The sequence below is a fragment of the Fervidicoccus sp. SLHALR4 genome (assembly GCF_058692745.1).
Window position 1 is genome coordinate 483,215 of record NZ_CP182483.1, and the last position, 22,481, is coordinate 505,695.

Annotated in this window: 29 protein-coding genes; 16 read left to right on the top strand and 13 right to left on the bottom strand. The window is 54.3% G+C overall.

Annotated elements, in window-relative coordinates; translation table 11 throughout:
* The 6 genes from ACLGLO_RS02505 to ACLGLO_RS02530 are packed head-to-tail and all read left to right on the top strand — an operon-like array spanning position 1 to position 3,752.
* Positions 1-984 carry an alpha-ketoacid dehydrogenase subunit beta gene (locus tag ACLGLO_RS02505; RefSeq protein ID WP_492128825.1) on the top strand — a complete coding sequence of 328 codons (984 nt, stop codon included), beginning with the start codon at positions 1-3 and terminating at the stop codon, positions 982-984.
* A 4-nt stretch (positions 985-988) separates the two neighbouring features.
* Positions 989-1,300: a DUF6506 family protein gene (locus tag ACLGLO_RS02510; protein WP_492128826.1), complete on the top strand. Its 312-nt coding sequence runs from the start codon at positions 989-991 to the stop codon at positions 1,298-1,300.
* A gap of 45 nt (positions 1,301-1,345) precedes the next feature.
* A complete protein-coding gene (locus ACLGLO_RS02515) occupies positions 1,346-1,579 on the top strand; it encodes a biotin/lipoyl-containing protein (protein ID WP_492129119.1) in 234 nt (77 codons plus the stop codon).
* A 7-nt stretch (positions 1,580-1,586) separates the two neighbouring features.
* A complete protein-coding gene (locus tag ACLGLO_RS02520; RefSeq protein WP_492128827.1) occupies positions 1,587-2,405 on the top strand; it encodes a dihydrolipoamide acetyltransferase family protein in 819 nt (272 codons plus the stop codon).
* A complete protein-coding gene (locus tag ACLGLO_RS02525; RefSeq protein WP_492128828.1) occupies positions 2,395-2,769 on the top strand; it encodes a Lin0512 family protein in 375 nt (124 codons plus the stop codon). Before ACLGLO_RS02520 ends, ACLGLO_RS02525 begins: the two co-directional genes overlap by 11 nt.
* Positions 2,766-3,752 (top strand): NAD(+)/NADH kinase, encoded by a 987-nt coding sequence (locus ACLGLO_RS02530; protein WP_492128829.1) that lies wholly within the window; start codon positions 2,766-2,768, stop codon positions 3,750-3,752. Before ACLGLO_RS02525 ends, ACLGLO_RS02530 begins: the two co-directional genes overlap by 4 nt.
* Positions 3,753-3,792: 40 nt before the next feature.
* Here ACLGLO_RS02530 and ACLGLO_RS02535 read toward each other — a convergent pair whose 3' ends face one another.
* From ACLGLO_RS02535 to ACLGLO_RS02555, 5 genes are all read right to left on the bottom strand, one after another.
* A complete protein-coding gene (locus tag ACLGLO_RS02535) occupies positions 3,793-4,371 on the bottom strand; it encodes a hypothetical protein (RefSeq protein WP_492128830.1) in 579 nt (192 codons plus the stop codon).
* Positions 4,349-5,467, bottom strand: a complete 1,119-nt coding sequence (locus tag ACLGLO_RS02540; RefSeq protein ID WP_492128831.1) for a signal peptidase I — start codon at positions 5,465-5,467, stop codon at positions 4,349-4,351. Before ACLGLO_RS02540 ends, ACLGLO_RS02535 begins: the two co-directional genes overlap by 23 nt.
* 6 nt (positions 5,468-5,473) lie before the next feature.
* Positions 5,474-5,935, bottom strand: coding sequence for a hypothetical protein (locus ACLGLO_RS02545; RefSeq protein WP_492128832.1), 462 nt, complete (start codon positions 5,933-5,935; stop codon positions 5,474-5,476).
* Between the two features lie 609 nt (positions 5,936-6,544).
* Positions 6,545-6,976, bottom strand: a complete 432-nt coding sequence (locus ACLGLO_RS02550; protein WP_492128833.1) for a hypothetical protein — start codon at positions 6,974-6,976, stop codon at positions 6,545-6,547.
* Positions 6,977-7,247: 271 nt separating this feature from the next.
* On the bottom strand, positions 7,248-8,435 hold the full coding sequence (locus ACLGLO_RS02555) for a glycosyltransferase (RefSeq protein ID WP_492128834.1): 1,188 nt from the start codon (positions 8,433-8,435) through the stop codon (positions 7,248-7,250).
* A gap of 176 nt (positions 8,436-8,611) precedes the next feature.
* Between ACLGLO_RS02555 and ACLGLO_RS02560 the strand changes: the two genes are divergently transcribed.
* Together ACLGLO_RS02560 and ACLGLO_RS02565 are read left to right on the top strand one after the other, a co-directional pair.
* The gene (locus ACLGLO_RS02560; protein ID WP_492128835.1) at positions 8,612-8,767 is read left to right on the top strand and encodes an AbrB/MazE/SpoVT family DNA-binding domain-containing protein; all 156 of its coding nucleotides are present in this window, start codon (positions 8,612-8,614) and stop codon (positions 8,765-8,767) included.
* Complete coding sequence (locus ACLGLO_RS02565) at positions 8,755-9,780, top strand: transposase family protein (RefSeq protein WP_492128836.1); 1,026 nt, start codon at positions 8,755-8,757, stop codon at positions 9,778-9,780. Before ACLGLO_RS02560 ends, ACLGLO_RS02565 begins: the two co-directional genes overlap by 13 nt.
* On the opposite strand, the gene ACLGLO_RS02570 is transcribed toward ACLGLO_RS02565, so the two are convergent.
* On the bottom strand, positions 9,775-10,212 hold the full coding sequence (locus ACLGLO_RS02570) for an NAD(+)/NADH kinase (protein ID WP_492128837.1): 438 nt from the start codon (positions 10,210-10,212) through the stop codon (positions 9,775-9,777). The two genes, ACLGLO_RS02565 and ACLGLO_RS02570, sit on opposite strands and share 6 nt — an antisense overlap.
* Positions 10,213-10,433: 221 nt before the next feature.
* Between ACLGLO_RS02570 and ACLGLO_RS02575 the strand changes: the two genes are divergently transcribed.
* Genes ACLGLO_RS02575 through ACLGLO_RS02605 form a run of 7 tightly spaced genes read left to right on the top strand, consistent with a single transcriptional unit; the run spans position 10,434 to position 16,264 of the window.
* Complete coding sequence (locus ACLGLO_RS02575; RefSeq protein ID WP_492128838.1) at positions 10,434-11,609, top strand: pyridoxal phosphate-dependent aminotransferase; 1,176 nt, start codon at positions 10,434-10,436, stop codon at positions 11,607-11,609.
* 33 nt (positions 11,610-11,642) lie between these two features.
* The gene (locus ACLGLO_RS02580; RefSeq protein WP_492128839.1) at positions 11,643-11,828 is read left to right on the top strand and encodes a hypothetical protein; all 186 of its coding nucleotides are present in this window, start codon (positions 11,643-11,645) and stop codon (positions 11,826-11,828) included.
* A gap of 6 nt (positions 11,829-11,834) precedes the next feature.
* Positions 11,835-12,539 carry a deoxyribose-phosphate aldolase gene (gene deoC / locus ACLGLO_RS02585; RefSeq protein ID WP_492128840.1) on the top strand — a complete coding sequence of 235 codons (705 nt, stop codon included), beginning with the start codon at positions 11,835-11,837 and terminating at the stop codon, positions 12,537-12,539.
* A 4-nt stretch (positions 12,540-12,543) separates the two neighbouring features.
* Positions 12,544-12,897, top strand: coding sequence for a hypothetical protein (locus ACLGLO_RS02590; RefSeq protein ID WP_492128841.1), 354 nt, complete (start codon positions 12,544-12,546; stop codon positions 12,895-12,897).
* A 55-nt stretch (positions 12,898-12,952) separates the two neighbouring features.
* On the top strand, positions 12,953-13,738 hold the full coding sequence (gene sufC / locus ACLGLO_RS02595; protein ID WP_492128842.1) for a Fe-S cluster assembly ATPase SufC: 786 nt from the start codon (positions 12,953-12,955) through the stop codon (positions 13,736-13,738).
* A complete protein-coding gene (sufB, locus tag ACLGLO_RS02600) occupies positions 13,731-15,155 on the top strand; it encodes a Fe-S cluster assembly protein SufB (RefSeq protein ID WP_492128843.1) in 1,425 nt (474 codons plus the stop codon). The genes sufC and sufB overlap by 8 nt, the downstream gene beginning before the upstream one ends.
* Complete coding sequence (locus ACLGLO_RS02605) at positions 15,152-16,264, top strand: SufB/SufD family protein (RefSeq protein WP_492128844.1); 1,113 nt, start codon at positions 15,152-15,154, stop codon at positions 16,262-16,264. Before sufB ends, ACLGLO_RS02605 begins: the two co-directional genes overlap by 4 nt.
* Here the strand turns inward: ACLGLO_RS02605 and ACLGLO_RS02610 are convergent.
* A complete protein-coding gene (locus ACLGLO_RS02610; protein ID WP_492128845.1) occupies positions 16,236-16,412 on the bottom strand; it encodes a hypothetical protein in 177 nt (58 codons plus the stop codon). The two genes, ACLGLO_RS02605 and ACLGLO_RS02610, sit on opposite strands and share 29 nt — an antisense overlap.
* 86 nt (positions 16,413-16,498) lie before the next feature.
* Complete coding sequence (locus ACLGLO_RS02615) at positions 16,499-16,804, bottom strand: hypothetical protein (RefSeq protein WP_492128846.1); 306 nt, start codon at positions 16,802-16,804, stop codon at positions 16,499-16,501.
* A 133-nt stretch (positions 16,805-16,937) separates the two neighbouring features.
* Between ACLGLO_RS02615 and fbp the strand changes: the two genes are divergently transcribed.
* Positions 16,938-18,038 carry a fructose-1,6-bisphosphate aldolase/phosphatase gene (gene fbp, locus ACLGLO_RS02620; protein WP_492129120.1) on the top strand — a complete coding sequence of 367 codons (1,101 nt, stop codon included), beginning with the start codon at positions 16,938-16,940 and terminating at the stop codon, positions 18,036-18,038.
* On the opposite strand, the gene tpiA is transcribed toward fbp, so the two are convergent.
* From tpiA to ACLGLO_RS02645, 5 genes are all read right to left on the bottom strand, one after another.
* Complete coding sequence (gene tpiA, locus ACLGLO_RS02625; RefSeq protein ID WP_492128847.1) at positions 18,035-18,721, bottom strand: triose-phosphate isomerase; 687 nt, start codon at positions 18,719-18,721, stop codon at positions 18,035-18,037. The genes fbp and tpiA overlap by 4 nt on opposite strands.
* Positions 18,722-18,818: 97 nt before the next feature.
* Positions 18,819-19,469: a class I SAM-dependent methyltransferase gene (locus ACLGLO_RS02630; RefSeq protein WP_492128848.1), complete on the bottom strand. Its 651-nt coding sequence runs from the start codon at positions 19,467-19,469 to the stop codon at positions 18,819-18,821.
* Positions 19,470-19,527: 58 nt separating this feature from the next.
* Positions 19,528-20,409: an ARMT1-like domain-containing protein gene (locus ACLGLO_RS02635; RefSeq protein WP_492128849.1), complete on the bottom strand. Its 882-nt coding sequence runs from the start codon at positions 20,407-20,409 to the stop codon at positions 19,528-19,530.
* Entirely contained in the window at positions 20,406-21,479 is a 1,074-nt protein-coding gene (locus ACLGLO_RS02640; protein ID WP_492128850.1) for a pyridoxal-phosphate-dependent aminotransferase family protein, read from the bottom strand. Before ACLGLO_RS02640 ends, ACLGLO_RS02635 begins: the two co-directional genes overlap by 4 nt.
* Entirely contained in the window at positions 21,480-22,466 is a 987-nt protein-coding gene (locus tag ACLGLO_RS02645) for a hydroxyacid dehydrogenase (RefSeq protein ID WP_492128851.1), read from the bottom strand.
* Positions 22,467-22,481 lie beyond the last annotated feature (15 nt).

A 22,481-nucleotide genomic window follows, 5' to 3' on the forward strand; every position in this document is an offset into this window, starting at 1 on the left:
ATGGGAGAGAGAGTCATAACCTTCGCGGAGGCCCTCAACGAAGCCCTCGACATAATGATGTCTAAAGACGAGAAGGTCATAGTGATGGGAGAGGATGTTGGAGTCTACGGAGGAGTGTTCGGAGTAACAAAGGGGCTCATAGAGAAGTACGGGCCCGAGAGGGTGAGGGATACGCCAATAGCTGAGAGCGGCTTCATAGGGGCAGGCGTTGGAGCGGCAGCAGTGGGATACAGGCCCGTTGTGGAGCTCATGTTCATAGACTTCCTCGGAGTAGCGTTCGACCAGATATACAATCAGGCGGCCAAGATGAGGTACATGTTCGGGGGGAGGGCTAAGATACCCCTCGTCCTCAGGACGGTGGCAGGAGCAGGTTTCAGCGCTGCTGCTCAGCACAGCCAGTCCCTCCACGCGATATTCGTCCACGTCCCAGGACTCAAGGTCGTCATGCCCTCAACTCCTTACGATGCGAAGGGCTTGCTGATATCGAGCATAAAGGACGACGACCCGGTCATCTTCATAGAGCACAAGGGGCTGTACGGGCTGAAAGGGCACGTCCCCGAAGGAGAGTACGAGATACCGCTCGGAGTCGCGGATGTCAAGAGGAAGGGAAAGGATGTAACAATAGTTGCGACGGCGGCGATGGTCCACAAGTCTCTGAAGGTTGCGGAGAAGCTGTCCAAGGAGGGGATCGAAGCTGAGGTTATAGATCCCAGGAGCCTGAAGCCCCTCGATGCTGATGCAATCCTCGATTCCGTCAAGAAGACGGGGAGGCTTGTCGTAGTTGATGAGGGCTATCCGAGGTGCGGATTCGCAGCAGACATAGCAGCGATGGCTGCAAGCATGGCATTCAGGAGCCTCAAGGCCCCAGTGAAGCTCGTGACCCCTCCGGACACTCCGGTACCGTTCAGCCCGGCCCTGGAGCCCGAATGGATACCGAGCGAGAGCGACATCGAGAAGGCTGTTAGGAAGACAATGGAGGAGTGATAGCTTGGCGGAGAAGCTTAAGGCCGCGTTCATATTCATAGCCCCAGGCGCGAGGAGCGATGCCGATAGAGCTTTGGTCTCAACTCCATCGGTGGAGCTGGAGGTCTACGGGGTTGGGAGCTACGCGGAAGCTGCGGACCTTGCCAAGAGGCTGGTCGAGAGGGGAATAAAAACGATCGAGCTGTGCGGCGGCTTCGGGAACAGAGGGGTTGCCCTCGTCTCGGAGGCAGTTGCGGGAAGGGCGAGGGTCGGGGTTGTCAGGTTCGACCTTCACCCCGCCCTCGGGGTGAAGAGCGGAGACGAGGTATTCAAATAATTTTTTCCAAGCATTCTTTGAAATGAGGTGTCTGGATTGGTTGAAGTGGAGGTGGTAATGCCCAAGCTGGGCCTCACCATGAGGTCCGGGACCATAGTTTCTTGGCTCAAGAAGGAGGGGGATCCCGTGAAGAGGGATGAGCCCATAGCTGCCATAGAGACGGAGAAGATCAGCGGTGAAGTTAAGTCCCCGGAGGACGGAGTGCTGAAGAAGATCTTGAGGAAGGAGGGAGAGGAAGTCCCCGTAGGGGAGGCCATAGCCATAATAGAGAAGGCGTGATCTCATCATGGGGGAAGAAGAGATCAGGTTTCTGCTCGACCAGTACGACATAAAGGAGGAGGATGTGAGGAGGAAGTTCGGGAAGCTCGATAAGGAGAGCGTCGAGGCCTACATAGCAGAGGCCTATTTACCAAAACTCAAGGAGAAGAGGAAGTTCGTGGGCATAAGGAAGACGATAGCCCAGAACCTATACAGAAGCTACAGCCAAGCTGTCCACGTCACCCTCAACATGGAGGTCTCCATGGAGGAGATGCTGAAGAAGAGGGAGGAGATGAAGGATGAGGCAGGGAAGTCCCCCTCTCTCACAATAATGATCGGGAAGGCTGTGGCTCACGCTCTCAAGGAGTTCCCCAGCTTCAATGCGACATTCGACGGGAGCGAGATATCAATATACGAGGACGTCAACATAGCTTTCGCTGTAGACTCCCCCCTTGGCCTCTTCACTCCGGTTGTCAGGAGGGTCGATAAAAGAAGCATAAATGAGCTGAGCAGGGAGTTCGAGGATGCTGCTGAGAGGGCCCGAAAGGGGATGCTGAAGGAGAAGGACATAGTTGGGGGGACGTTCACGATAACAAACCTCGGCATGCTGGGGGTGAGCACATTCAACCCGATAATAAATCCGCCGCAGGTAGCCATACTTGGAGTCAATGCTACGTTCGAGAAGCCCGTCATGGGGAAAGACGGGGGGATCGAGTGGAGGAAGTTCTCCTTCCTCTCTCTAACGTTCGACCACAGGGTGAACGATGGAGCCCCAGCCGCGAGGTTCCTGGGAAGAATAAAGCACTACATGGAAAATCCGGGGGAAGTGAAGTGGAGTGGGGAGTGAGGGCTACAGGAAGCTCCTCGTGGAGGTCGGGCTGGGAATAGACCAGCACGGCCAGGACCCAACGAAGGCCGCAGTCAGGGCCGTGAAGGATGCCATATCTAGAGTCTGCATCCCATACCTTACGGAAAAGGGGAAGGAGTTCGCCGTTTCCATCGAGGTCGGGGTTCCGCGGAGCAGGGAGGTTAAGAGAGAGGAGGTGCTGAAGGCTCTTCCTGGAGGGGAGTGCTACAGGATCCTCGGCGCTGAAATAAGGGAGGGAGGGCTCAGCGCAGAGTGCATAGGGCTTGAGAGGTTGGGGGACAGAAGCAGCGAAATGATCGTTGCTGTTGCCGCCGTTACCGTTATGGTGAGGGAGAGCTCTTGAGCAGGCCCGTTGGGCTCATAGCGAATCCCGCTTCCGGAAGGGACATAAGGAGGCTCGTGGCCCACGCCAGCGTCATAGACAACGTTGAGAAGGCCAACATGGTGAGGAGGATAATCGCAGCCCTTGACGCTCTAGGAATTGAGGAGATGCTGGTGATGCCTGAGACCTTCGGCATAGCCGAGAGGGCCCTCTCCCTCCTGCCTCAGAAGCCCAGGATGAGGGTTGAGTTCCTAGACATGAAGGTCAACGGCGACTGGAGAGACACGCTCACGGCAGCGGAGATGATGAAGGGCGTTGCGGGGAGCATAATAAGCATAGGGGGAGACGGGACCAACAGAGCCATCGCAAAGAGCGAGACAGATGTGCCTGTTATGCCCATTTCCACCGGGACGAACAACGTCTTCCCCGTCATGATAGAGGCTACGATAGCTGCAATAGCTGCTGGGACTGTCGCCCTCGGCGCAGCTGATCCTGAAAAGGTGACGTTCAGGTCCAAGAGGGTGGAGGTATACAGGAACGGAAAGCTGGAGGACATAGCCTTGATTGAGGTGAGCGCAACCCTCCACCAGTTCGTAGGTTCGAGGGCCGTGTGGAGGCCAGAGCTAGTGAGGGAAATAGTCGCCTCTGTTTCTGCCCCATACAATATCGGGCTGAGCTCCATACCTGGGGCCTTCTTCGAGATAGGGGAGATGGACGAGGGCGGCGCTTATGTTTCGGTTGGAGATGAGGGGGGAGAGGCTGTGCTGTGCCCGATAGCTCCAGGAGCGCTGAGGGAGGTCAGGGTGGGGGAAAGGAAGAGGATCGGGGATGGGGAAAAGGTTCCCCTCAGAACCTCTCCATCCGTTCTAGCACTGGACGGGGAGAGGGAGGTCATCATCAAGGAAGGGGATGAGGTGGAGGCAGCTGTTGTGAGGAAGGGGCTCCGGGTGATAGACTACAGGGCCGCGATAAGGGAGGGGAGGAAGGGAGGTCTGAGGATCTAGATGCATCATTGAGGTTGCTGAATTGAAAGTACTGCGATAGTCAGGAGGTGTATGCATTTAAGTAAGCGCTCACCGAAGCCAGAGCCATTGCCAGGACGGGCGGGAATATTGAGAGGAGCGGGGTGAGGAGCGCGAGGGAAGGACCAGAAGCAACTTGGACAGGCGGCATGATTATCATCCCTGCTGAAGTCACTCCTCCAAGATTGAGGGGGATCTCCCTCATTGCCTCCCCAACGAGGACGAGCCTGGATAAGTAGGCCAAAGCTGAGGATGAGGGGAAGGAGAGGGAGAGGGAAAAGGCTGCTCTGTGCAGAACTGGAAAAGAGATCCTTCTCGCGGAGGCTGCAATGACTGCAGCTCCGAGGATGAGAGAAGATGCAGCAATAGCAGTGAGGGGGATGGAGAGGAGGGAGGCCCTGCTGAGCGCATCTATGCTTATGGGGGAGCCGTAGAGGGAGAGGCCACTATGGAAGAGAGAGATTTTCCCCTCTACCGGCCCCTTCAGCTCGTAGATTGGGAGGATCAAGGATAGAAGGAGGAGGACCCCGTAGAGGATCAGAGCAATCCCAGAGAGGGCGGAGAAGATCCTCTTAGCTTCAGGAGAACTGAGCCTTTCCAACCCACCTCACCGTCTGGTTCATGTACTCGTAGTATACCTCCACATATGCATAGTCCTGCTCCGGAGGGAAGGGCTTCCTGAGGATCCCCATTGGAGGTATTTCGGTCTCGTTGAGGAGGCTCATCTTCCCGACCATCAGGGGGGAGCCGTAGTAGGCCGTTGCGTTCATGTAGTATACAGTGGAGTTGAGGATCTTCAGGGGGACGGGGTTTCTGTTCTCTATCACGAGCGTGGAGTTCTCTATTCTGAGAGCAGGGCTCTGCCACGATATGACAAGGGGGTAGCTCCCGACCAGAGCGCCCTTGTCCAGGGAGAGGGTTATGTTGAGCGTGAAGCTCCCCTCATTATTGCTGTATAAATAGTCGAGGAGGCCGCTGGGGATGTCAGCGGAAACAGCGCTGCCGTTTATTATGGAGGCAGAGCACGGAAGGGAGAGCTGAGGGACTCCAGCGTAGCAGGACTGAACGGAGAGGGGCGTGAGGTTGTAGAGGTTGTAATGTATGAGCACGGTGCTCCTGTTCTCGGCGAAGCCTATTCCCCTCAGGGTCATAGATGGAAGCTGGATCGTGGCGGCTCTGCCGGGCTCCTGGACGATGGCGAAGAGGAATACAAGGAAGAGGACCAGGAGGATCAAAGTGTAGAGAAATGCTTCGAGGTTGAATGGAAGGAGGAGGGATGCTTTGGGCCTTCTGAGGTCGAGATATGAGAGGGAAGCGAGGAGGAAGAGGGAGGGGATCCAGATCCAGGCAGGTATAGAGAATACAACCCTGTACTTGACTTCGCTGGGGCTAACTGGGGGATCCGGGATCGGGTTGAAGTCCCCCTTGGCGGTTATGGTTCCGTTTCCTATCTCGATCACCCTGTGTATTATGCAGTAGCTGGCCGACCTGCAGTATATGACTATGTCCCCGGGCCTGTAGCCGGAAAGGGAAGCCGAGATCCCGAGGGCTAGATCCCCCTGCTTCAAAGTTGGGTACATGGAGTGCCCGATGACTATGTCCAGAGAGATGGGGGATATGAAAAACCTGGATCCGAGGGTCAGCATCACGATCAGGAAGGCTGCGGCGATGAGGACTGCTGCTTCCCATTTCTTCATGAGTTTCTACCCCGAGTTCAGCGTTATGGTCAGCGGATAGAACACACACGCGCCGTTGCCTCCGGGCAGTGTGCAGTACTTCAGCGTCAGATTGAGCGATGAAGTACCCCCTGTAACTGTTACGTCAACATTTATTGGGACTGCGGTTTGATTAGCCACCTGCACCTCTGATGTACTGCTTGTTACAATCTGGCCGTTCCGGATCTGGATCGGTTCTGAATTGCCTAGAGTGATGTTGCATGAGATAATATTGCTGTAGGTGCTCGCTGTAGCATCGAGTGTTAGAAGTGCGTAGTAAGGCTGGGAGTCTTGGTTATACACCTGAAGAACTGTGCCGTTGAATGCTCCTCCGGTAGATGTAATCGTGAAGTAGTCAATATCAACTTTGAGACTTTTTGTAGCATTAGCTGTAGTCGTAGCAATTATCTCGAGCATTGCGTAATATGTTCCAGCGGTTGGGGTACACACAAACGGGACTGTACACCAAGTAGTGGTAGAAGAAAGTGAAGTCGTATTTGAGCATACCCAGCCTCTTGCAGGATTATACAAGCCGAAGGTTATACTCAGAGAAATAGGTTTATCGAGAACGGGAACTTGATAACTAATTGTTATATTTAATGGTTGACCTGAAACGTTTACAGACTGATTGATTCTGCCCGTATAAGTGCCTTTTGTTATTGACCCTGAGTATCTTGCGGAGTAATTGTCGTTACTCACAACTGTTGCTACAGACCATGCGAGATTGGTTGTGCTTGAATAGTTGCTCCAATAGACAAGCTGGGAAGAACTCTCGTTGAAATCTGGGTTCTGTAGAAGCTGAGCTTGAATAGGAATCGTTACGTTCACCTGTGCAGAAGTGTTAGTCGGATCTATGACTGAAGATACACCTGCCGTAGAAATAGGTTGAAATATCAGAGGAGGCTTAACGGGCTTAATATTCGCGGAGATGGGGTGGTATACGAACACGGACGCGTAAGCTTGAAGCAGGAAAGCTGAGAGCATAAGAGCTGAAGCTACAATAAAAAATTTTTTTGTTAAAATGGATTTGTTTGGGGCAATATTTCGTGTCACCTCACTTTAAGGCGACGGCGGTGTCTCACTAGACGGAGAGTAGATCAGCCTCAGGCTTGCAGATGTGTCTGAGAGTATCGGCGCCTGGCTGGGTGATCCATTGCTTCCATAGCCTGTTATCTGGAACTCCAGGTCGATCCTCCAAGTAGCTCCGCCAGATATCTGGCCTACCAGCACTGGTCCCGTAGTTTGGTGGAGGTCAACAAGGTGCTGGTTGCCTGAGTCGTCAATTACATATAAAACCGCTGAACTCAGGTTGCCTCTGACCGTTATTGGGTTGATGACGTTGAGCCAGACGTAGTAGGCCTGGCTGTCCTGGTTGGTGATATTAAGCACGTTCTTGTAGTAGGTTGTCTGGTAGGTTGGGTGGACTTCTATCTGCGCAAAAGCGTCTGCACTATCAACGCTTACAGCGATATTGTTCCCGGTTCCATACATGATGTCATTCTGGCCAGCGTTGCTACCAGCGACAAAGTATACTGCCGGTTTGGATGGCGTCAGCGAGATGTTCAGCGGGTAGTAGACGAAGACGCTTGCGAAGACCGCAGTCGCTGCCAGCGATGCTGCCAACAGTATGAAGAGGGGTGTCGCCTTTGCCTTTTCCATAACTTCCATCACCATTTTCCTGATCTAATGCTTATTCGAGTGTTAAGGTTTAAAAGGATAGTAGGCTTTATTTCAAGTAAAAATTTAGCAGAACTTTTCCAATTTACAGCTTGCGGATGAGGGAGCCGAGCCTCTCTTTGAACTTCTCGTACCTAAGCTCTTTAGCCTTCTCGAGGGAGAGCTGCGAGTACTTCCTCCAGAGATCCCCCCTGCTCATGAGCTCTGCAATGGCTTCAGCTGCTTCTTCCTCATCCTCATATCCTATCCCCCTTTTCCCATGCTCGGCAAGATCGCTCCATGCGCCTCCGGATCTGTGAACAACTACCGGAAGTCCCCTCGCCATAGCCTCGGAAACAGCTATCCCCCAGTGCTCGTTGATTGTCGCATGCAGAAAAACCTTCGCCTTCCCAAAAATCGAACTCTTCAGTGAGCTTGGAGCATTGGGAAGAAAGCACACCTCCCCCGAGCATTCAGGGTGAAAAGAAGCCTTCATGGAGCTCTTCTCAGCAAGCCTGAGGAGACTATTTAAGTATCCCTTCGAGTGGGGAGTGCTGGAGGACCCAATTATGTAGAGCCTTGCCCCCTCTATTTTCTTCAAGACCTTTGGGAACACCCTCTCTATGACCCAGTGGTACCTCTTCTCCTCGCTGAACCTCCCCAGCATAACTGCAATGTTTTCCCTCTCTTCGAATGGTTCTAAAGGAGAGGAGGCCTCGGCTTCAACTGAGGGTGGAAGAGGAGGATTGAGAATCTCTGGCCTCTCTCCATAGAGATCCCTCACTATGTTCCCAGTCCAGGCCGAGTTGACGAGAACCAGAGATGCTGATTCGAAGGGGTTCTTCCTGGAGAGCTTCGAAGCGGCCATCAGGAAAGACTTCAGGTAGATGTTCCACGGAAATCGGCCGTACTTCTCAGCTATGTACGGATCCGCTCTCTCCATGGCTGAGAAATCCGTAGCATTTCTGAAGTAGAGCTCGATGGGGTAGTGAATATATTCTGCTATAGGGCTCCCGTCCTTCCTGTAGAATGGAGAGTCTATGAGGACCATCTCTCCCTTCCCGGAATACCTGGAGAGCATGGGGAGGAGGAGAAGCCTGGAGTATAGGGCGAACCTCTTCATCTTGAGCCTGGGCCCGATTACTCTGACGCCGCTCAGAGAGAGACCGAAAAACTCCCTGTACTTTTCCAAATCCACGCTGGTTGGGGAGAGGATGGAGGTCCGGATGCCGAGCTCTTCCAGGGATTGGGCAGCGGAGGGTTTGCACCTACGTAGGCTTTGATTAACCCACACAGGTGTTCATTACCCATGGAATCCTTCATGCCCGACTGCGGGAGCCATTCATTCCTTCGTGACTCCCCTCATCGAACATGGATTCATCTAGTGCTCATCCACCTCGCCGTCTTCATCGGTGTCGAGTTTCAATAAATTTATAAATTCGAGGATATATAAGTGTTTCTGGTGATATTTTGGAGCTAATAGGTGTGTATAGGGTACTTCCAAAGATGAGGATGACCATTCCTAAGGAAATCGCTGAGAGGTTGAATTTGAAGGCAGGTGATAAGCTCGTTGTTTATTACGATGAGGAGAATCAAAGGATGGTGGTAGAAAAGTGGAAGAAGTGAAACCTACGATAAAGGGGAGGTTAATACTTAACTCCTCTGAAGACAGAGCATGGCTACTCCTGCTTATGAGAAATTTTAGAGATGCTGTGGAATATTCGCATTCATTGTTGAGGGATGGGCTAAACGATGCAGAGATAGTTAAGCTCTTAACTTCACGAATACTCAATAATGCTCACTACTCCTATTCTGCACTACAGAGGGCAAAGCTCTACCAGGATCAGCCATACTTAAAATTAAAGAAGCCACAGCTATTTTCTGTAGGTAAAGGTAATGAGAGTGGAAATAGAAATATCAGATTTGAAACAAGTGATATTGTTAAAATAAAAATACCTTCTTCAACAGGGAAACACAGGTGGATAGTTGCTAAGGCTAAATTCGGTGAAAAATATGTACCAATAATAGAAGAGTTAGCTAACTCTTCTTTGCTTCCTTACAGCGTAGGGATATACCTTAAAGAGAGCGTGGAAATCCATGTAAACATCCCATTAGAAGTTTATGTAAGGCATCTAGGTCACAATATGGAGAGCAATAAGCATTGTGGATATATAGCTGGTTTCGACTTCAACCCTGATAGAGTAAATATGGTTATCGTAGATAGAGAAGGAAATATCTTGGATATCAGGAGCAAGCACTTCCATGAAGTTACTTCACCTGGATTTCCAAAGGAAAGGGCAAAAGATATCCGGAGAAAAGCGTTTGCTGAGCTAGTAGAATATGCTTATCATCATGGAGTGAGAGATTATGTTGCTGAGAAGCTTACTAAACCAGGAAGTAAAAAGTATTCGAAAACGGCTAATAGAAAAATTTCAAAATTTGCGCTAAGGCAGTATTTAAACAATCTAGAAACTCTCATACCAAGATATAATGGAAAACTCCATCTCATGAACCCAGCATATTCATCAGTAGATGCAATACCTCTAGCCAAGAAACTAGGACTAGATAGGCATACAGCATCAGCATACCTCCTAACAATAAGATATTTAAATTTCATTAACGCTTATCAATACCTATAAAAACCAAAACTGTTTCAGAATGGGGAAGACGTTGTTCGTCCCGGTTGAAATGGGCATAACAGGCGCATCGGTCTCGCTCTTTGCAATGGCTCTGTTGGTCCCGTCTCCCCCTATGCTTATTATGCTTCCCACGCTACCCTTCATCATCTCCGCTGCCGTGAGCGTGTCCCTCCAGTCGCCGTTGACCTTCATGTCCAGGAACTCAACCCTCATCCTGGGCTTCTGAGGCAGGAGGGAGAGGGCCCTCTCGGCTATGCCGAAGGTCTCAGGCATCACCAGCATCTCCTCAATTCCTAGAGCGTCAAGGGCTGCGATTATCCTCCTCACCATGTTGGCCTTCTCAACGTTGTCTATGACGCTGGCGTGGGCCACGAGCCTCCTTATGTCCCTTCCGGAAGCGGGATTCGCTATGAGCCCAACTGGCCTGCTCAAGAGCTCTCCCTCACCATAACGAGCTCGGCTCCTCCCGGCTCGTTCCAGAAGTGGTGAGCTACAACTGCTGCTTCCTCCATCCCTCTCCCCCAAATCCCATGATGCATAGTTCCCATATATGAACAGCTCCGGCACAGTGCTTGAACACTTCTTCGGGATCTGGGCGGGACACAACCTTTATCTCTCATCTCTTCTCCTGCAGATTTCTTGGTAGATTCGCGATGAATTCGAGGGAATCTGTGAGGTCGAAGGTTCTGGGAAGGCTGAACGGAAGGCTCGAGGCATTCTGCCTTGAAAGGTGGCAGAGCCTCCACGAGAACTTCGCGAGGGTGAACATGAGCGAAAGCGGGGTCTTCCCCTTGAGGCTAGGCGATCTCGAAGAGCTGGGCCTGAGGCTCGAAGAGCTGAAGAATCTGGAGCTCAGCTACGGCTGGACTCGGGGCTCTCCGGAGCTGAGGGAGAGGATATCTGAGCTCTACAACGGCGAAGTGAGTGCAGAGGAGGTTCTTGTTACCGCTGGATCGGCTGAAGCCAACTTCTCAGTGCTCATCAGCACGGTTGAGGATGGAGATCTCGCTTTCGTTGATCTGCCGAACTACATGCAGCTTCCCGGCCTCCTCAAATTCCTCGGGGCGAGGGCTGAAGCTCTGAGGCGCTCCCACCCTTCCTGGAGGTTCCCCATCGATAGAGCGCTGGAGAAGATCGAGGCTGAAAAGCCGAAGGCCGTCTTCATATGCAATCCAAACAACCCCACTGGGAAGGTTCTGAAAGAAGAGGAGCTGGAGGAGCTCGGTGAAGCAGCGAGGAAAGCTAACAGCATGCTCATTTTCGATGAAGTCTACTGGGGCTCGGAGCTTGATGGGGAAAGGCCGAGCGCCCTCGAGGTCATAGGAAAGGGCTTCGCTGTCTCGGTCTCGGGACTCTCGAAAGTATACGGTCTCCCTGGGCTCAGGATTGGTTGGATCGCCGGCAGGAGGGAGCTGATCGAGAGGGCCTGGTCGGTGAAAGACTACATCAGCATTTCCCCCTCGGTCTTGAGCGACAGGATAGCCTCAGCCGTCCTCACCAGGATCTCAGTTCAGAGGCTGAGGGAGAGGGCAAGGAGCATAGTAAAGAAGAACCTGGAGCTCTTCTCCTCCAAAGCAAAGGGGGATCTCCTCGACCCAGTCATCCCTGAAGGAGGAGCGTTTGTCTGGGCCAGGATCCCCTGGGAGGATGATACGCTTGCATTGAGCGAGGAGCTGTTCTCCATGAGCGGGATCCTGGTGAACCCTGGGGAGTGCTTCGAGTCCCCTGGCTTCCTCAGGATAGGGATAGGGCAGGAGAGCTCTGCTTTCTCCCGCTCTCTGGACGAGCTCCTCGCGGGGCTGGAGAAGATAAGAGAAACCCGTTTATAGGTCTTTGATGAGTTATATGAGAAGGTGCCTGGCTTGAGCAAGAGCGATGAAGTCGTTGTGGACAGGTTCGGCTCCCTCTTCAGGACGAGGAGGACGAAGGATTCGGGCCTCCTCTGCCCCATATGCGGAGAAGGAGAAGGGGCGCCGATCTTCTTCAGCGAAGAAGACTTGATAAGGCACATAACCAGGCACGAATTGAAGAAGAAGGAGGAAAGGTGAGTTGGTGTGCTCTTCAGCAGCAGGAGGATCCCCAGGACTGCGGAGGAGCTGGCCAAGAGGATAGATCACACAGTCCTCAAGCCGGAAGAGGGCTTCCAGTCCATCCTCAGGGCTGTGGATGAGACGGAGAAGTACGGCTTCAGGGCCCTCGTCATACCTCCTTGGGCTGTCAAAGATGCATCTTCAGTAACTGAGGTCAAGATAGCAACAGTCGTGAGCTTCCCTCTAGGCCACGACCCCACAGAGATCAAGAAGGCTCAGATAGAGAGGGCTGCCTCCGACGGAGCTTCCGAAGTGGATGTGGTGATAAACATAATGGCTGCGCTGTCTGGCAAGCTTGACTATGTGGAGAAGGAGATTGCTGAGCTCACCTCCCACGCCCATGAGCTCGGTGCAGGGATAAAGTTCATACTGGAGACGGGCTCCCTCAACGCTGAGCTCATTTCCTCAATTTCCAAAATGGTTGCTGAGGCCGGTGCTGATTTCGTGAAGACGTCAACAGGGTTTGGATCGAGGGGGGCGAGCATAGAGGACATCCTCATAATAAGGAAGGCCGTTGGAGAAGAGCAGGGGGTAAAGGCATCGGGGGGGATAAGGACGGGTCTTCAGGCCCTGCTCATGTTCGCTGCTGGGGCGGACATACTTGGGGCGAGCGGGAGCCTGAGGATAGTGAAGGAGTTCCCCCAGGCCCTCGAGCAGTTCCAAGTGTAGCTGCATGCTGAAACCGGGTCTCTGCGAGATATGCGGGAGGAGGAAGGCAGAGCTCCTCTGCCCAAAGTGCGGGAGGCATGTGTGCAGGGAGTGCTTCGATGAGGAGAAGGGGATCTGCCTTGTCTGCTCCGAGACCCTCTGCCAGAGGTGCGGAAGGAAGCACTCTGCGGAGAGGTGCCAGATCTGCGGAAGGCTCATCTGCCCCGACTGCATGCACAGGATAGATAAAGCCAGAGCTATATGCCTCGACTGCCTCGATAAGTACGGAGTTCAGGGAGCCCTCGAGATTACAAAGAGGAGGGAGAGGGAAGAGAAGAGAATCCTGTCCTCCCGCCTCCGGCTCCTCGAGAAGGCCTGAATCCGCAAATATATACAGTGGAGATATTTTCTCTGGCCTCGCTCCATTCTTTTCGGTGAGTGTTTTGCCGCTTATTGCAGAGGGCATTGAGGCTGAGGCTGGAGGAAAGATCATACTGAAGGGCGTCGACCTAAAGCTGAAGGAGGGGGAAGTGCTGGCCCTCATGGGGCCCAACGGATCTGGAAAGACTACCCTCGCCAATGTCTTGGCAGGAAGCCCCTTCGTCTCGCTGAGGAGGGGGAGGATCCTGCTCGATGAAGAAGATGTCACAGGCCTCGCTCCAGAGGAGAGGGCCCTCCGCGGGCTGATGCTGCTCTTCCAGTCGCCTCCTGAGGTTCCCGGGGTCAAGCTGAGCAGCCTCTTGGTTGCATCCCACAACAAGAGGAGGGGAGCTTCTGGAGACCTCCTGAAGATCTCCGATCCCACAATCTTCAGCAGGATGAGGAGCTCCCTCGCTGCTGTCGGGCTTAAGGAGGAGGTCCTCTACAGGGAGGTCAATGTTGGCTTCTCTGGAGGGGAGAAGAAGAGGGCCGAGCTGGCTCAGGCCATGGTCCTCGAGCCAAAGTACCTCATAATGGACGAGCCCGACAGCGGTCTTGATGTAGATGGTTTGAGGGTTGTCGGGGAGTTCATCAGGAAGATGAAGGAGAAGGGAAGGGGGGTGCTGCTCATAACCCACTACACTCGACTCTTCTCCATCATCGAGCCGGACAGGATAGCAGTTCTCCTGAAGGGGAGGATCGCCCTCGAGGGAGGGATGGAGGTCGCTGAGAGGATAGATAGGGAGGGCTACTCTGCCCTCATGAACAGCTCACTGGAGGGAGAAGAGAAGAATGGTTGAGGGGAGAGAGGAGCTTCTCAGGAAGTTCCAGACGAGCCCAGATATAGAGCTGCCAGAGGATTTGAGGGCTTTCAAGCTCCTTGCGATTAAGGGGAAAGTCGAGAGGTCCCTCGTTGAGGAGATAAGCAGGACGAAGAAGGAGCCCGAGTGGATGCTCAGGCTGAGGCTGAAGGCTCTCGAGGCCTACGAAAAGCTCCCCTCTCCGAACTGGCTCACCGGAGTTGAGGAGCTCAACCTGGATGAGATATCCCAGTACGTGAGGCCTGAAGCCGGATTGGCCAGGAGCTGGGAGGAGATACCCGAGGACATAAGGAAGGTATATGAGTCTCTGAGGCTTCCAGAGGCCGAGAAGAGGGCCCTCGCAGGGATAAGCTTCCAGTTCGAGAGCGAAACCGTGTACTTGGGGGTAAAGAAGCTTCTCGAGGAAAAGAAGGTCGTCATGATACCTATGGAGGAAGCCGTGCAGAAGTATCCAGACATCGTGAAGCAGTACTTCTCCAGGATCTTCCCCTACGCTGAGCACAAGTTCGCGGCGCTCCACACCGCCCTCTGGAGCGGGGGCGTCTTCGTGTATGTTCCGAAGGGCGTGAGGATCCCCCAGCCAGTAGAAGCATTCTTCTTCATGGCGAGCGAGCTCGAGGGGCAGTTCGAGCACACACTAATTATAGCGGATGAGGGGAGCGAGATCACCTTCATAGAGGGGTGCTCCGCCCCCATGTACAGGAAGTACAGCTTCCACGACGGGATGGTAGAAATATATGCCAACAGGGGCAGCAGGGTCAAGTTCGTAACGCTCCAGAACTGGAGCGGAAACATGATAAACTTCAACAACAAGAGGGCTGTGGCCGAGGAAAGATCCATGGTGCAGTGGCTGGAGGGGGGCGTGGGGAGCAAAGTCTCATATGTCTATCCCAGCACAATACTGAAGGGAGACGACTCCAGGACATCCATCTACACCGTCTCCATATCCAACGGAAGGAAGCTGAAGGACAGTGGGGGGAAGGTCATTGCCATTGGAAAGAACACGGCCGCAAAGCTCGTGAGCAAGAGCATAAGCGCAAACGGGGGGACAAATGTCTACAGGGGGCTGATAAAGATAAACAAGGGATCTGCGAACTCTCTCGTCGCCAGCAGCTGCGACAGCCTCATCCTCGACAGGGAGAGCAGGGCTTACACATATCCCCACGTGCAGGTTGAGGAAGAGACGGCCTCGATAAACCACGAGGCGAAGACTGGTAGGATAAGCGAGGAGCAGCTCTTCTACCTGAGGTCCAGGGGGCTGAGCGATGGAGAGGCGAAGAGCCTGATGGTCCTCGGCTACTTGGAGGACATTATCGTGGACATCCCGTTCGAGATGGCTTCGGTCCTCAACTCGGTCATCCAGCTGGAGTTCTCAAAGCTAGGTGGTACGGGATGACGCTCAGCGGAGAATCTTGGGTCGAGAAGCTTCCATACCAGAAGTACAGCGACAGCCCAACAATAAAGCTCTATACGAGCTGGAGGCTCTACGAGGAATCGATCTCCCCTCCCACCGGGAGGGCTGAGCCACTCATAAAAGGAAGCGTCCTTCCTGGAGCCGAGGTGCTCGAGCTCCTCCCCGACGGAAGCTTCAGGGGGAGCGGTGAGGCTGAAGAGGAGAAGCCCTTCCTCTTCTCAATGCAGGAGGGGAGAGTGCTCGCGAAGCACTTCCTCAGAGTCAGAAACGCCGTTGTCCTCAGAATACCAAGAGGGGAGGAGAAAAAGATTGAAGTTTTCGCTGCTCCCCCCATCAGCGGAAGCTCCCACCACCACCTGAGAGTTGAACTGGAAGAGGGGGCTAGCGCTTCTCTTGTCCTTATCTTAACCGGAAAGGGGAGCAGCGGCGCCTCCATGGTGACTGCAGAAATCATCGCTGAGAAGGAAACCTCGCTGAGGCTTTGGGTAATAAGCGCATTTGCTGGAGGAGGTCTCCCGCTGAGCTGGATCAGGGTTCTCTCGGACGGCGGGAAAGTGGAGATCGGGAATGCAGCAGTGGGCGGGCTGTCAAACGCTGTTTATGAGGACGTTTTCATGAGGGGGGAGAGGGGAAAGGCAAGCATAAGGTCATTCCTCCTGGCCTCCAGGGGGGAGAAGGTCGACCACGTAACCAACATATCGAGCGAATCTTCGTTCGGATCCTCGAAGATAGTAAGCAGAGGCTTCAACTTCGGCGGAACAGTTGTGCACAGGGGGAAGCTGAAGGCCTCTCAGAGCGCTGTTGAGAGCGAGAACGAGCTCAGCAGCATAATCTACAGGGCAGGGGATGGAGCGAAGAGCTACTCCGTCCCCTCGCTGGAGGTCGAGAGCAGCAGCGTTCTCAAGGCCTCCCACGAGACCTCCGTTTCCCCGATTCCAGAAGATGCGATATTCTACTTGAGGAGCAGGGGGCTGAAGAAGGAGGAGGCTGTCGAGCTGCTCGTCAGGAGCTCTCTACTGTGGAGCATTGAGGGGATAAGCGCAGAGGCAGTTGAGAGAGCAGTCAGTGGGCTGCTAAAAGGGGCTCTCTGACTTTCTTCAGCAATACGTCCTCATCTTCTTCTTTTCCATAGAGGTCCTCGCAGATCTGCTCAGCTTCTCCGCGCTCGGATAGCATCACGTATTCGTAGTAGGAAATGCAGGCCTCCAGGCCCTCCCTCCTCGAGAATTTGCGTATCAAGACAATCGCCGATAAAAGAGTATGGGATTCCATTTTTAAAAATGTTTGCGCGAAGAAAAATTTATTTTTTAAGATTTTTGTCGAAATCACTCAACCGCCAGGTGCCCGTTGTCGTATGTCGCGAGGGCGCCTTCGGGGAAGGCGAGGTCTATCCTGCTGAGGCACCCCTCGCCGCTCATCTTGACGCAGAGATCCCTCTTGGATATTGTTCCGCCGACAGCTGCCCCCCTGAACTCTATGCTTATGGCCTCGAGGGTGATGATGCTCCCGCCGTAGAGGAGGAGGTGAACTCTGAAGGCCTCGCTCACGTTCTGCGGGGGCTCTATTCTCATTGCCCTCACGAGGTACTCTCTCGGCTCCTCGAGCCTGAGGGCCTCCCTTATTAGACTCATGTCTAACACCGTTTATTCAAATGCATAAACAGAGTGGGAATATAAAAACATTTTCGTGCAAGTTCCCAGCTTTTGCGAATCACAGCGTTATATTTTAAACTCCATGCTCCCAATAGTTAAGCGGTGATGCATTCTGTCCGGAAGGAAGAAGGTCACGCTGAGCGTGATAAAGGCTGACGTGGGGGGCCTCGCCGGCCACCACGTCGTTCACCCAGACCTGCTCGCTGCTGCCACCAGAGTCCTCGGGGAGGCGAAGGCGAACGGGATAATAGAGGACTTCTACGTTACGAATGTGGGGGACGACCTGCAGCTCATAATGACCCACTACAGGGGGGTTGACAGCTCCGAAGTCCATGGAACGGCCTGGGAGGCTTTCAAGGAGGCGACGAAGGTAGCGCAGAGGCTCGGCCTCTACGGGGCTGGGCAGGACCTGCTCTCCGACTCCTTCTCGGGAAACGTGAGGGGGCTGGGCCCTGGAGTTGCTGAGATGGAGTTCGAGGAGAGGCCGAGCGAGCCTGTCGTAGTATTCATGGCCGACAAGACGGAGCCTGGAGCCTTCAACCTGCCCTTCTACAGGATCTTCGCCGATCCGTTCAACACTGCCGGGCTGGTTATAGACTCGAAGCTGCACACCGGGTTCAAGTTCGAGATATGGGATTTGATCGAGCACAAGATATACTTCCTCAACGCCCCCGAGGACTCGTACGACATCCTGGCATTGATAGGGACGACAGGGAGATATACAATAAAGAGGGTGTTCCGAAAGTCCGATGGAGAGATAGCTGCAGCCGTCAGCAGCGAGAGGCTGAACTTGATAGCTGGGAAGTATGTTGGGAAGGACGATCCCGTTGCTGTTGCCAGGGCGCAGAGCGGCTTCCCCGCTTTGGGGGAGATACTGGAGCCCTTCTCATTCCCCCACCTCGTTGCCGGGTGGATGAGGGGGAGCCACAACGGTCCCCTCATGCCTGTCTCGCAGAGAGATGCCAGGTGCACCAGGTTCGACGGCCCTCCGAGGATTGTGGCGCTTGGGTTCAACATAAAGGATGGAAAGCTCATTGGGCCGAGCGACCTCTTCGACGATCCCGCGTTCGACGAGACCAGAAGGCTTGCTCAGCAGATAGCAGACTACATGAGGAGGCACGGCCCATTCATGCCGCACAGGCTGGGCCCCGAGGAGATGGAGTACACAACGCTCCCGCAGGTCCTCAAGAAGCTGGAGGAGAGGAGGAGCTAGGATCTTCCCAGCAGCCCCTCTGCAAGCTCAGCTATCTTTTTTCCAGGATCCTTAGAGTTCATAACAGCGCTTGCAACCAGAACGCCTGAGGCTCCAAGCTCCACGGATCTCCTCGAGTCCTCCTTATTGCTCACCCCAGCTCCCACGAGGACAGGAATTCTGCTCCCCGCAATCTTCGATATGAGTTCTACCGATGAGGTTATGACCTCGGGCTTTGCCCTTGACACGCTCACCCCCGTTCCTATCAGCTCCGGAGGCTCAACAGCTATCATATCGGGCCCGAGGAGCGACACAGCTGCTGCCGTCCTGGGGGTGGAGGCGCAGGCTATTGAGTAGAGGCCCGCGCTCCTCAGCCTCAGTATGGCTTCCTCTATATCCGCTATGAGCATCCTCCTCTCGCTGTGGTTCAGGAGAGATCCCTTCCCCCCAGACGACCTTATCATTTCGGCTGTTACGTGCCCTGTATAAGCACCTTCAGCAACTGGATCCACGTGCTGAGCTATTATGTCAAGCCCGAACCTCTCTGAGAGGCGGGATATCTCGGTAAAGGGAACTGCCAGGATGATCCTGACTCCCAGCTCCCTCGAAGCTCTTTCGGCGGCTTCAGCTATCTCAACCGCTCTCTCTCCGTAGCTGGAAGGGTAAGCCTTGTAGTTTATCACGAGGATCTTCTCGGAAGCCATTTCTTCTCCGCCTTCGCCACCACTTTGGCATTAGCTGGAGCAGGTATAATAGTTTGCTGGAGTGCGGAGGATTCAGCATGAGATCGAGCTGAAGTCCTCAGCCCTTCCTGGACTCGTAGCAGACGAAGGATCCCTCCTCATCCTCACGGGGGTCTTCGGGAACTATTTCGGAGCCCGGGGGATAGTGCAGCACGCTCTCAGCCCTCACCAGCTCGAAGCCTGCAGCCTCCAGCATCTCCTTGAGCTGCTTCTTTGTGTAGAAGACTGCGTCCCTGTAGAATACGCTCTCCCCCCTCCTCTTCCTCTCCTGATAGAACTGCCCCCACTGGGAGTCCAAAGGCACTATGCATGCCACGAGCCTTCCATCCTTCTTGAGAACCCTCGAGGACTCCCTCAGCGTTTGGAAAGGGTCGTCGACGAAGCAGAGTGTAACTATGAGGTATGCTGAGCTGAAGCTCCCGTCTCTGAAAGGCAGGCTCTCTGCAACCCCCCTCGCTACCTCTATCCCCCTGAGCTTCGAGATGGATAGAGACTGCACTGAGGGATCCACGCCGAACTGAGCCCCGAGGGGCTGAGCAAACCTTCCAGTCCCCACTCCTATCTCAAGGCAAGGAGGCCTGCAGGGAAAATTCTCGACGAGCTTGAGCTCGGTCCTGTATATTGCCTCGTTCCTTTCGAACCACATGTCGTATTCTTCGGTCCTCTCATCGAAGACCCTGAAGCTTCTTCTGGAATGCTCAGCGCTCAAGTCCCCTGCACCTGTGATGCACATTGCAGAGTGCAGTAGTTATAGCTTCCGCCCGCTGTTATTCCATGGGAAAGCTGTCTCGCTTCATTCTCCGGGCTGAAGACCAGGCTCTCTCCTCTCTCACAACCAGCGGCGCTCCCTTCTCAGCTCCGAAAGCCCTCGCTATGAGGGGGCACTTTGCCCTGAGCAGGAATAATGCTCTGCCCTCCAGCCACCTCTCCGAGTCGATGTACGCCTCCAGGTTTGCTATTCCCTTAGCAACAACGAGGTCAGCTCCCTCTATTGCTTCCGCTGCTTCTCTGCCTGCCCTCTTCCTGTAGAGCGGCGGTGCGTTTCCCCTGCTCGCCACCACTCTAGCAAAGCCTCCTACAGCTTTCCTCAAATCTTCTGCTGTAACATCTATCTCATAGGGATCCTCCCTCGCCACCGCCAAAACTCTGTACCCGAGCTCCGAGAGCCTCTTCATTATCAATGCATCCACCGCGAACTCTCCCGAGTTGTCCGGAACGTATGCTATGCTCTCAACGCTCTCCCAATCGATCTGCTCTGAATCGTCAACGGCTGGAGGTTCAAGGAGCTTTTTAAAATCGAATTCCCCCGGGCTGAACTGGTAGCCGAGCACCCTGGTATCGAAAGCGTTGGCTGCAGCCCCAATCCTCATGAGCTCCGCCTCCCCCAGGCCATCCGCTTCGAAGGAGGTGAGGAGATCCTGAGCAAATGCGTTCAGCTCCTCCTTCTCGTATTTGTACAGATCTTCTTCTCCAGCAGCTTCCGCAGCCAACCTGAATGCCTCAGCAAACGCCTCCGTCCTCGGCCTCCGCACGAGCTCAGAAAGAGCGAACATGAGGGCTGAGTAGGCTTCCTCTCCAGCTCTCGCCTCCCTGAGGTCTCCGACCCTGTTTGTGATGAGGCAGGATATGCACTCGGCCGGCCTGTTCAAGCTCTTCCCCTCACGACCTCCTCGAGGGCAAAGATGAGCTTCTCTACGATGCCCTCATCGACGTATCCCATTATCCCCACTCTCAGTATCTTCCCCCTCAGCTCCCCCATTCCCGAAGCTATGTGGATCCCCCTCCTCCTCAGAGCTTCGATTATCTCAGACGCTGCCATTCCATCCGGAGGAAAGAGCGCAGCAACGGTGTGGGCCCTGTGCTCTTCAGGGGGGAGGGGGGAGAATCCCATGGATCCGGCTTTCCTGTAGAGCAGCCCGCTCGCTCTCCATATCCTCTCCCTCCTACCGTCAATCCCCTCCTCCCTGAGGAGCTTGAGGGCCTCAGCAAAACCGTACATGAGGTTCACTGCAGGTGTGAATGGGGTCTCCATCTTCTCCAGGAACTTCAGGTTCCTGCAGAGATCGAGATAGGAGGGCTTCCTCTCCGTTTCGCAGACCCTCTGAGCAGCTTCCTCTGACAGCACAACGAAAGAGAGCCCCGGAGGACCGCCGAGGCCCTTCTGCGAGCAGCTCGCCACCGCATAGATCCCCCAGTCATCCATCCTCAGCTCTTCGCCACCGAGGGAGGAGACGGCATCAAGAAGGATGAGAGAGCCTGCTTCCTCAGCTGCTCTGGACAGCTCCTCGAGATCCCTGACCATTGCTCCAGTGCTCGTCTCCACATGCACAGTCGCAATGTACTTGGGCTTCAGCTTCTCCGCAGCTTCCCGCACTTCTGATGCTGAGGTGGCTCTTCCCAATGGGGCCCTGAGCAAATGCACCTCGGCTCCCCTAGCCTCGAGGGACTCCCTCATCCTCCTGCCGAACTCTCCGAACTCGAGGAGAAGAACTCTGTCGCCTGGGCTAACTATGCTGTATATCATTGACTCAACAGCGAGCGTTCCCGAGCCTGTGAGAAGAGCTGCTTTTCCTCTCTTTCCTCCCACCGCCATCGCTAGGCCATCGGTTATTTCCGAGAGCAACTCTGAGAACTCCTTTGACCTGTGAGAGACAACCTGCCTCGACATGGCTTCGAGAACTCTGGGGTGTAACTCCACTGGTCCAGGCACAAGGAGCATTCAGGATCCCCCTCCGAAGAGCTGCCACATCTTCTCTGCGATCTCAGCAGCTATCCTCCTCTGCGCTTCAGCAGTCTGGCTCCCTATGTGGGGAGTAGCTATCACGTTTGGGAGGCTGAGCAACTCCTTTTCCCTCTCACCGGGGGGCTCATTTTCGAGGACGTCGAGGGCTGCTCCAGCGAGCTTCCCCGTCCTGAGAGCTTCTATCAGGGCCTCTTGATCAATGACTGCCCCCCTGGAAGTGTTTATGAGGTATGCCCCGTCCTTCATAATAGAGAGCTCCCTCCTCCCTATCAGCTTCCTGGTCTCCTCTGTGAGCGGAACGTGGATTGTGAGGAAGTCTGCTGCTCTGAGCAGATCCTCAAGGCTTCCAGCTTCCTCGATATATGCGCTTCCGGAGAATGCTTCCCTCCTTGGGTCGTATGCTATTACCCTCATTCCCATGCAGCTGCAGAGCCTCGCCACCTCTCTTCCAATCCTCCCGAACCCCAAGATGCCCGCTGTCTTTCCCCTGAGCTCCACGCCCTCGATCTTCTCCCACTTCCCCTCCTCAGCAGACCGGAAAGCCCTCTTCAGGTTTCTCGCCAGGGCGAGCATGAGAGCCAAGGTCAGCTCAGCGACGGAAGCGGCCGGGGCTGAAGGCGCTGAGACGACAGCGATCCCCCTCTTCCTAGCTGCTTCGACATCTATGTTGTCCGTCCCCACTCCGGCCCTCGCTACGGCCCTGAGCCTGGTCCCCCTCTCTATCAGCTCGGCATCCACCCTCGTCCTGCTCCTGACGACGAGGGCATCTGCTTCTCCAATGATGCTGAGCAATCCTTCTCTGGATATCCCGGGAGAATAGAGGACTTCCATGCCGAGCTTCTTGAGCTCCTCTATCAAAAAATCATCTACTCTATCTGCAATGAGAACTCTGATCCTGCCGCCCGCGGCAGCTCCACTGTTATGGGAAGCGACGACAAAAAGGCAACACCCCGCGCCCTTCAATTGAGGAGGGCTGCA

Coding starts and splice junctions, on each gene's coding strand:
- ACLGLO_RS02505 (WP_492128825.1), top strand. CDS start 1: ATGGGAGAGAGAGTCATAACCTTCGCGGAGGCCCTCAACGAAGCCCTC.
- ACLGLO_RS02520 (WP_492128827.1), top strand. CDS start 1,587: ATGGGGGAAGAAGAGATCAGGTTTCTGCTCGACCAGTACGACATAAAG.
- ACLGLO_RS02540 (WP_492128831.1), bottom strand. CDS start 5,467: ATGAAGAAATGGGAAGCAGCAGTCCTCATCGCCGCAGCCTTCCTGATC.
- ACLGLO_RS02550 (WP_492128833.1), bottom strand. CDS start 6,976: ATGTATGGAACCGGGAACAATATCGCTGTAAGCGTTGATAGTGCAGAC.
- ACLGLO_RS02575 (WP_492128838.1), top strand. CDS start 10,434: ATGAATTCGAGGGAATCTGTGAGGTCGAAGGTTCTGGGAAGGCTGAAC.
- ACLGLO_RS02590 (WP_492128841.1), top strand. CDS start 12,544: ATGCTGAAACCGGGTCTCTGCGAGATATGCGGGAGGAGGAAGGCAGAG.
- sufB (WP_492128843.1), top strand. CDS start 13,731: ATGGTTGAGGGGAGAGAGGAGCTTCTCAGGAAGTTCCAGACGAGCCCA.
- ACLGLO_RS02605 (WP_492128844.1), top strand. CDS start 15,152: ATGACGCTCAGCGGAGAATCTTGGGTCGAGAAGCTTCCATACCAGAAG.
- ACLGLO_RS02615 (WP_492128846.1), bottom strand. CDS start 16,804: ATGAGTCTAATAAGGGAGGCCCTCAGGCTCGAGGAGCCGAGAGAGTAC.
- tpiA (WP_492128847.1), bottom strand. CDS start 18,721: ATGGCTTCCGAGAAGATCCTCGTGATAAACTACAAGGCTTACCCTTCC.
- ACLGLO_RS02640 (WP_492128850.1), bottom strand. CDS start 21,479: ATGCTCCTTGTGCCTGGACCAGTGGAGTTACACCCCAGAGTTCTCGAA.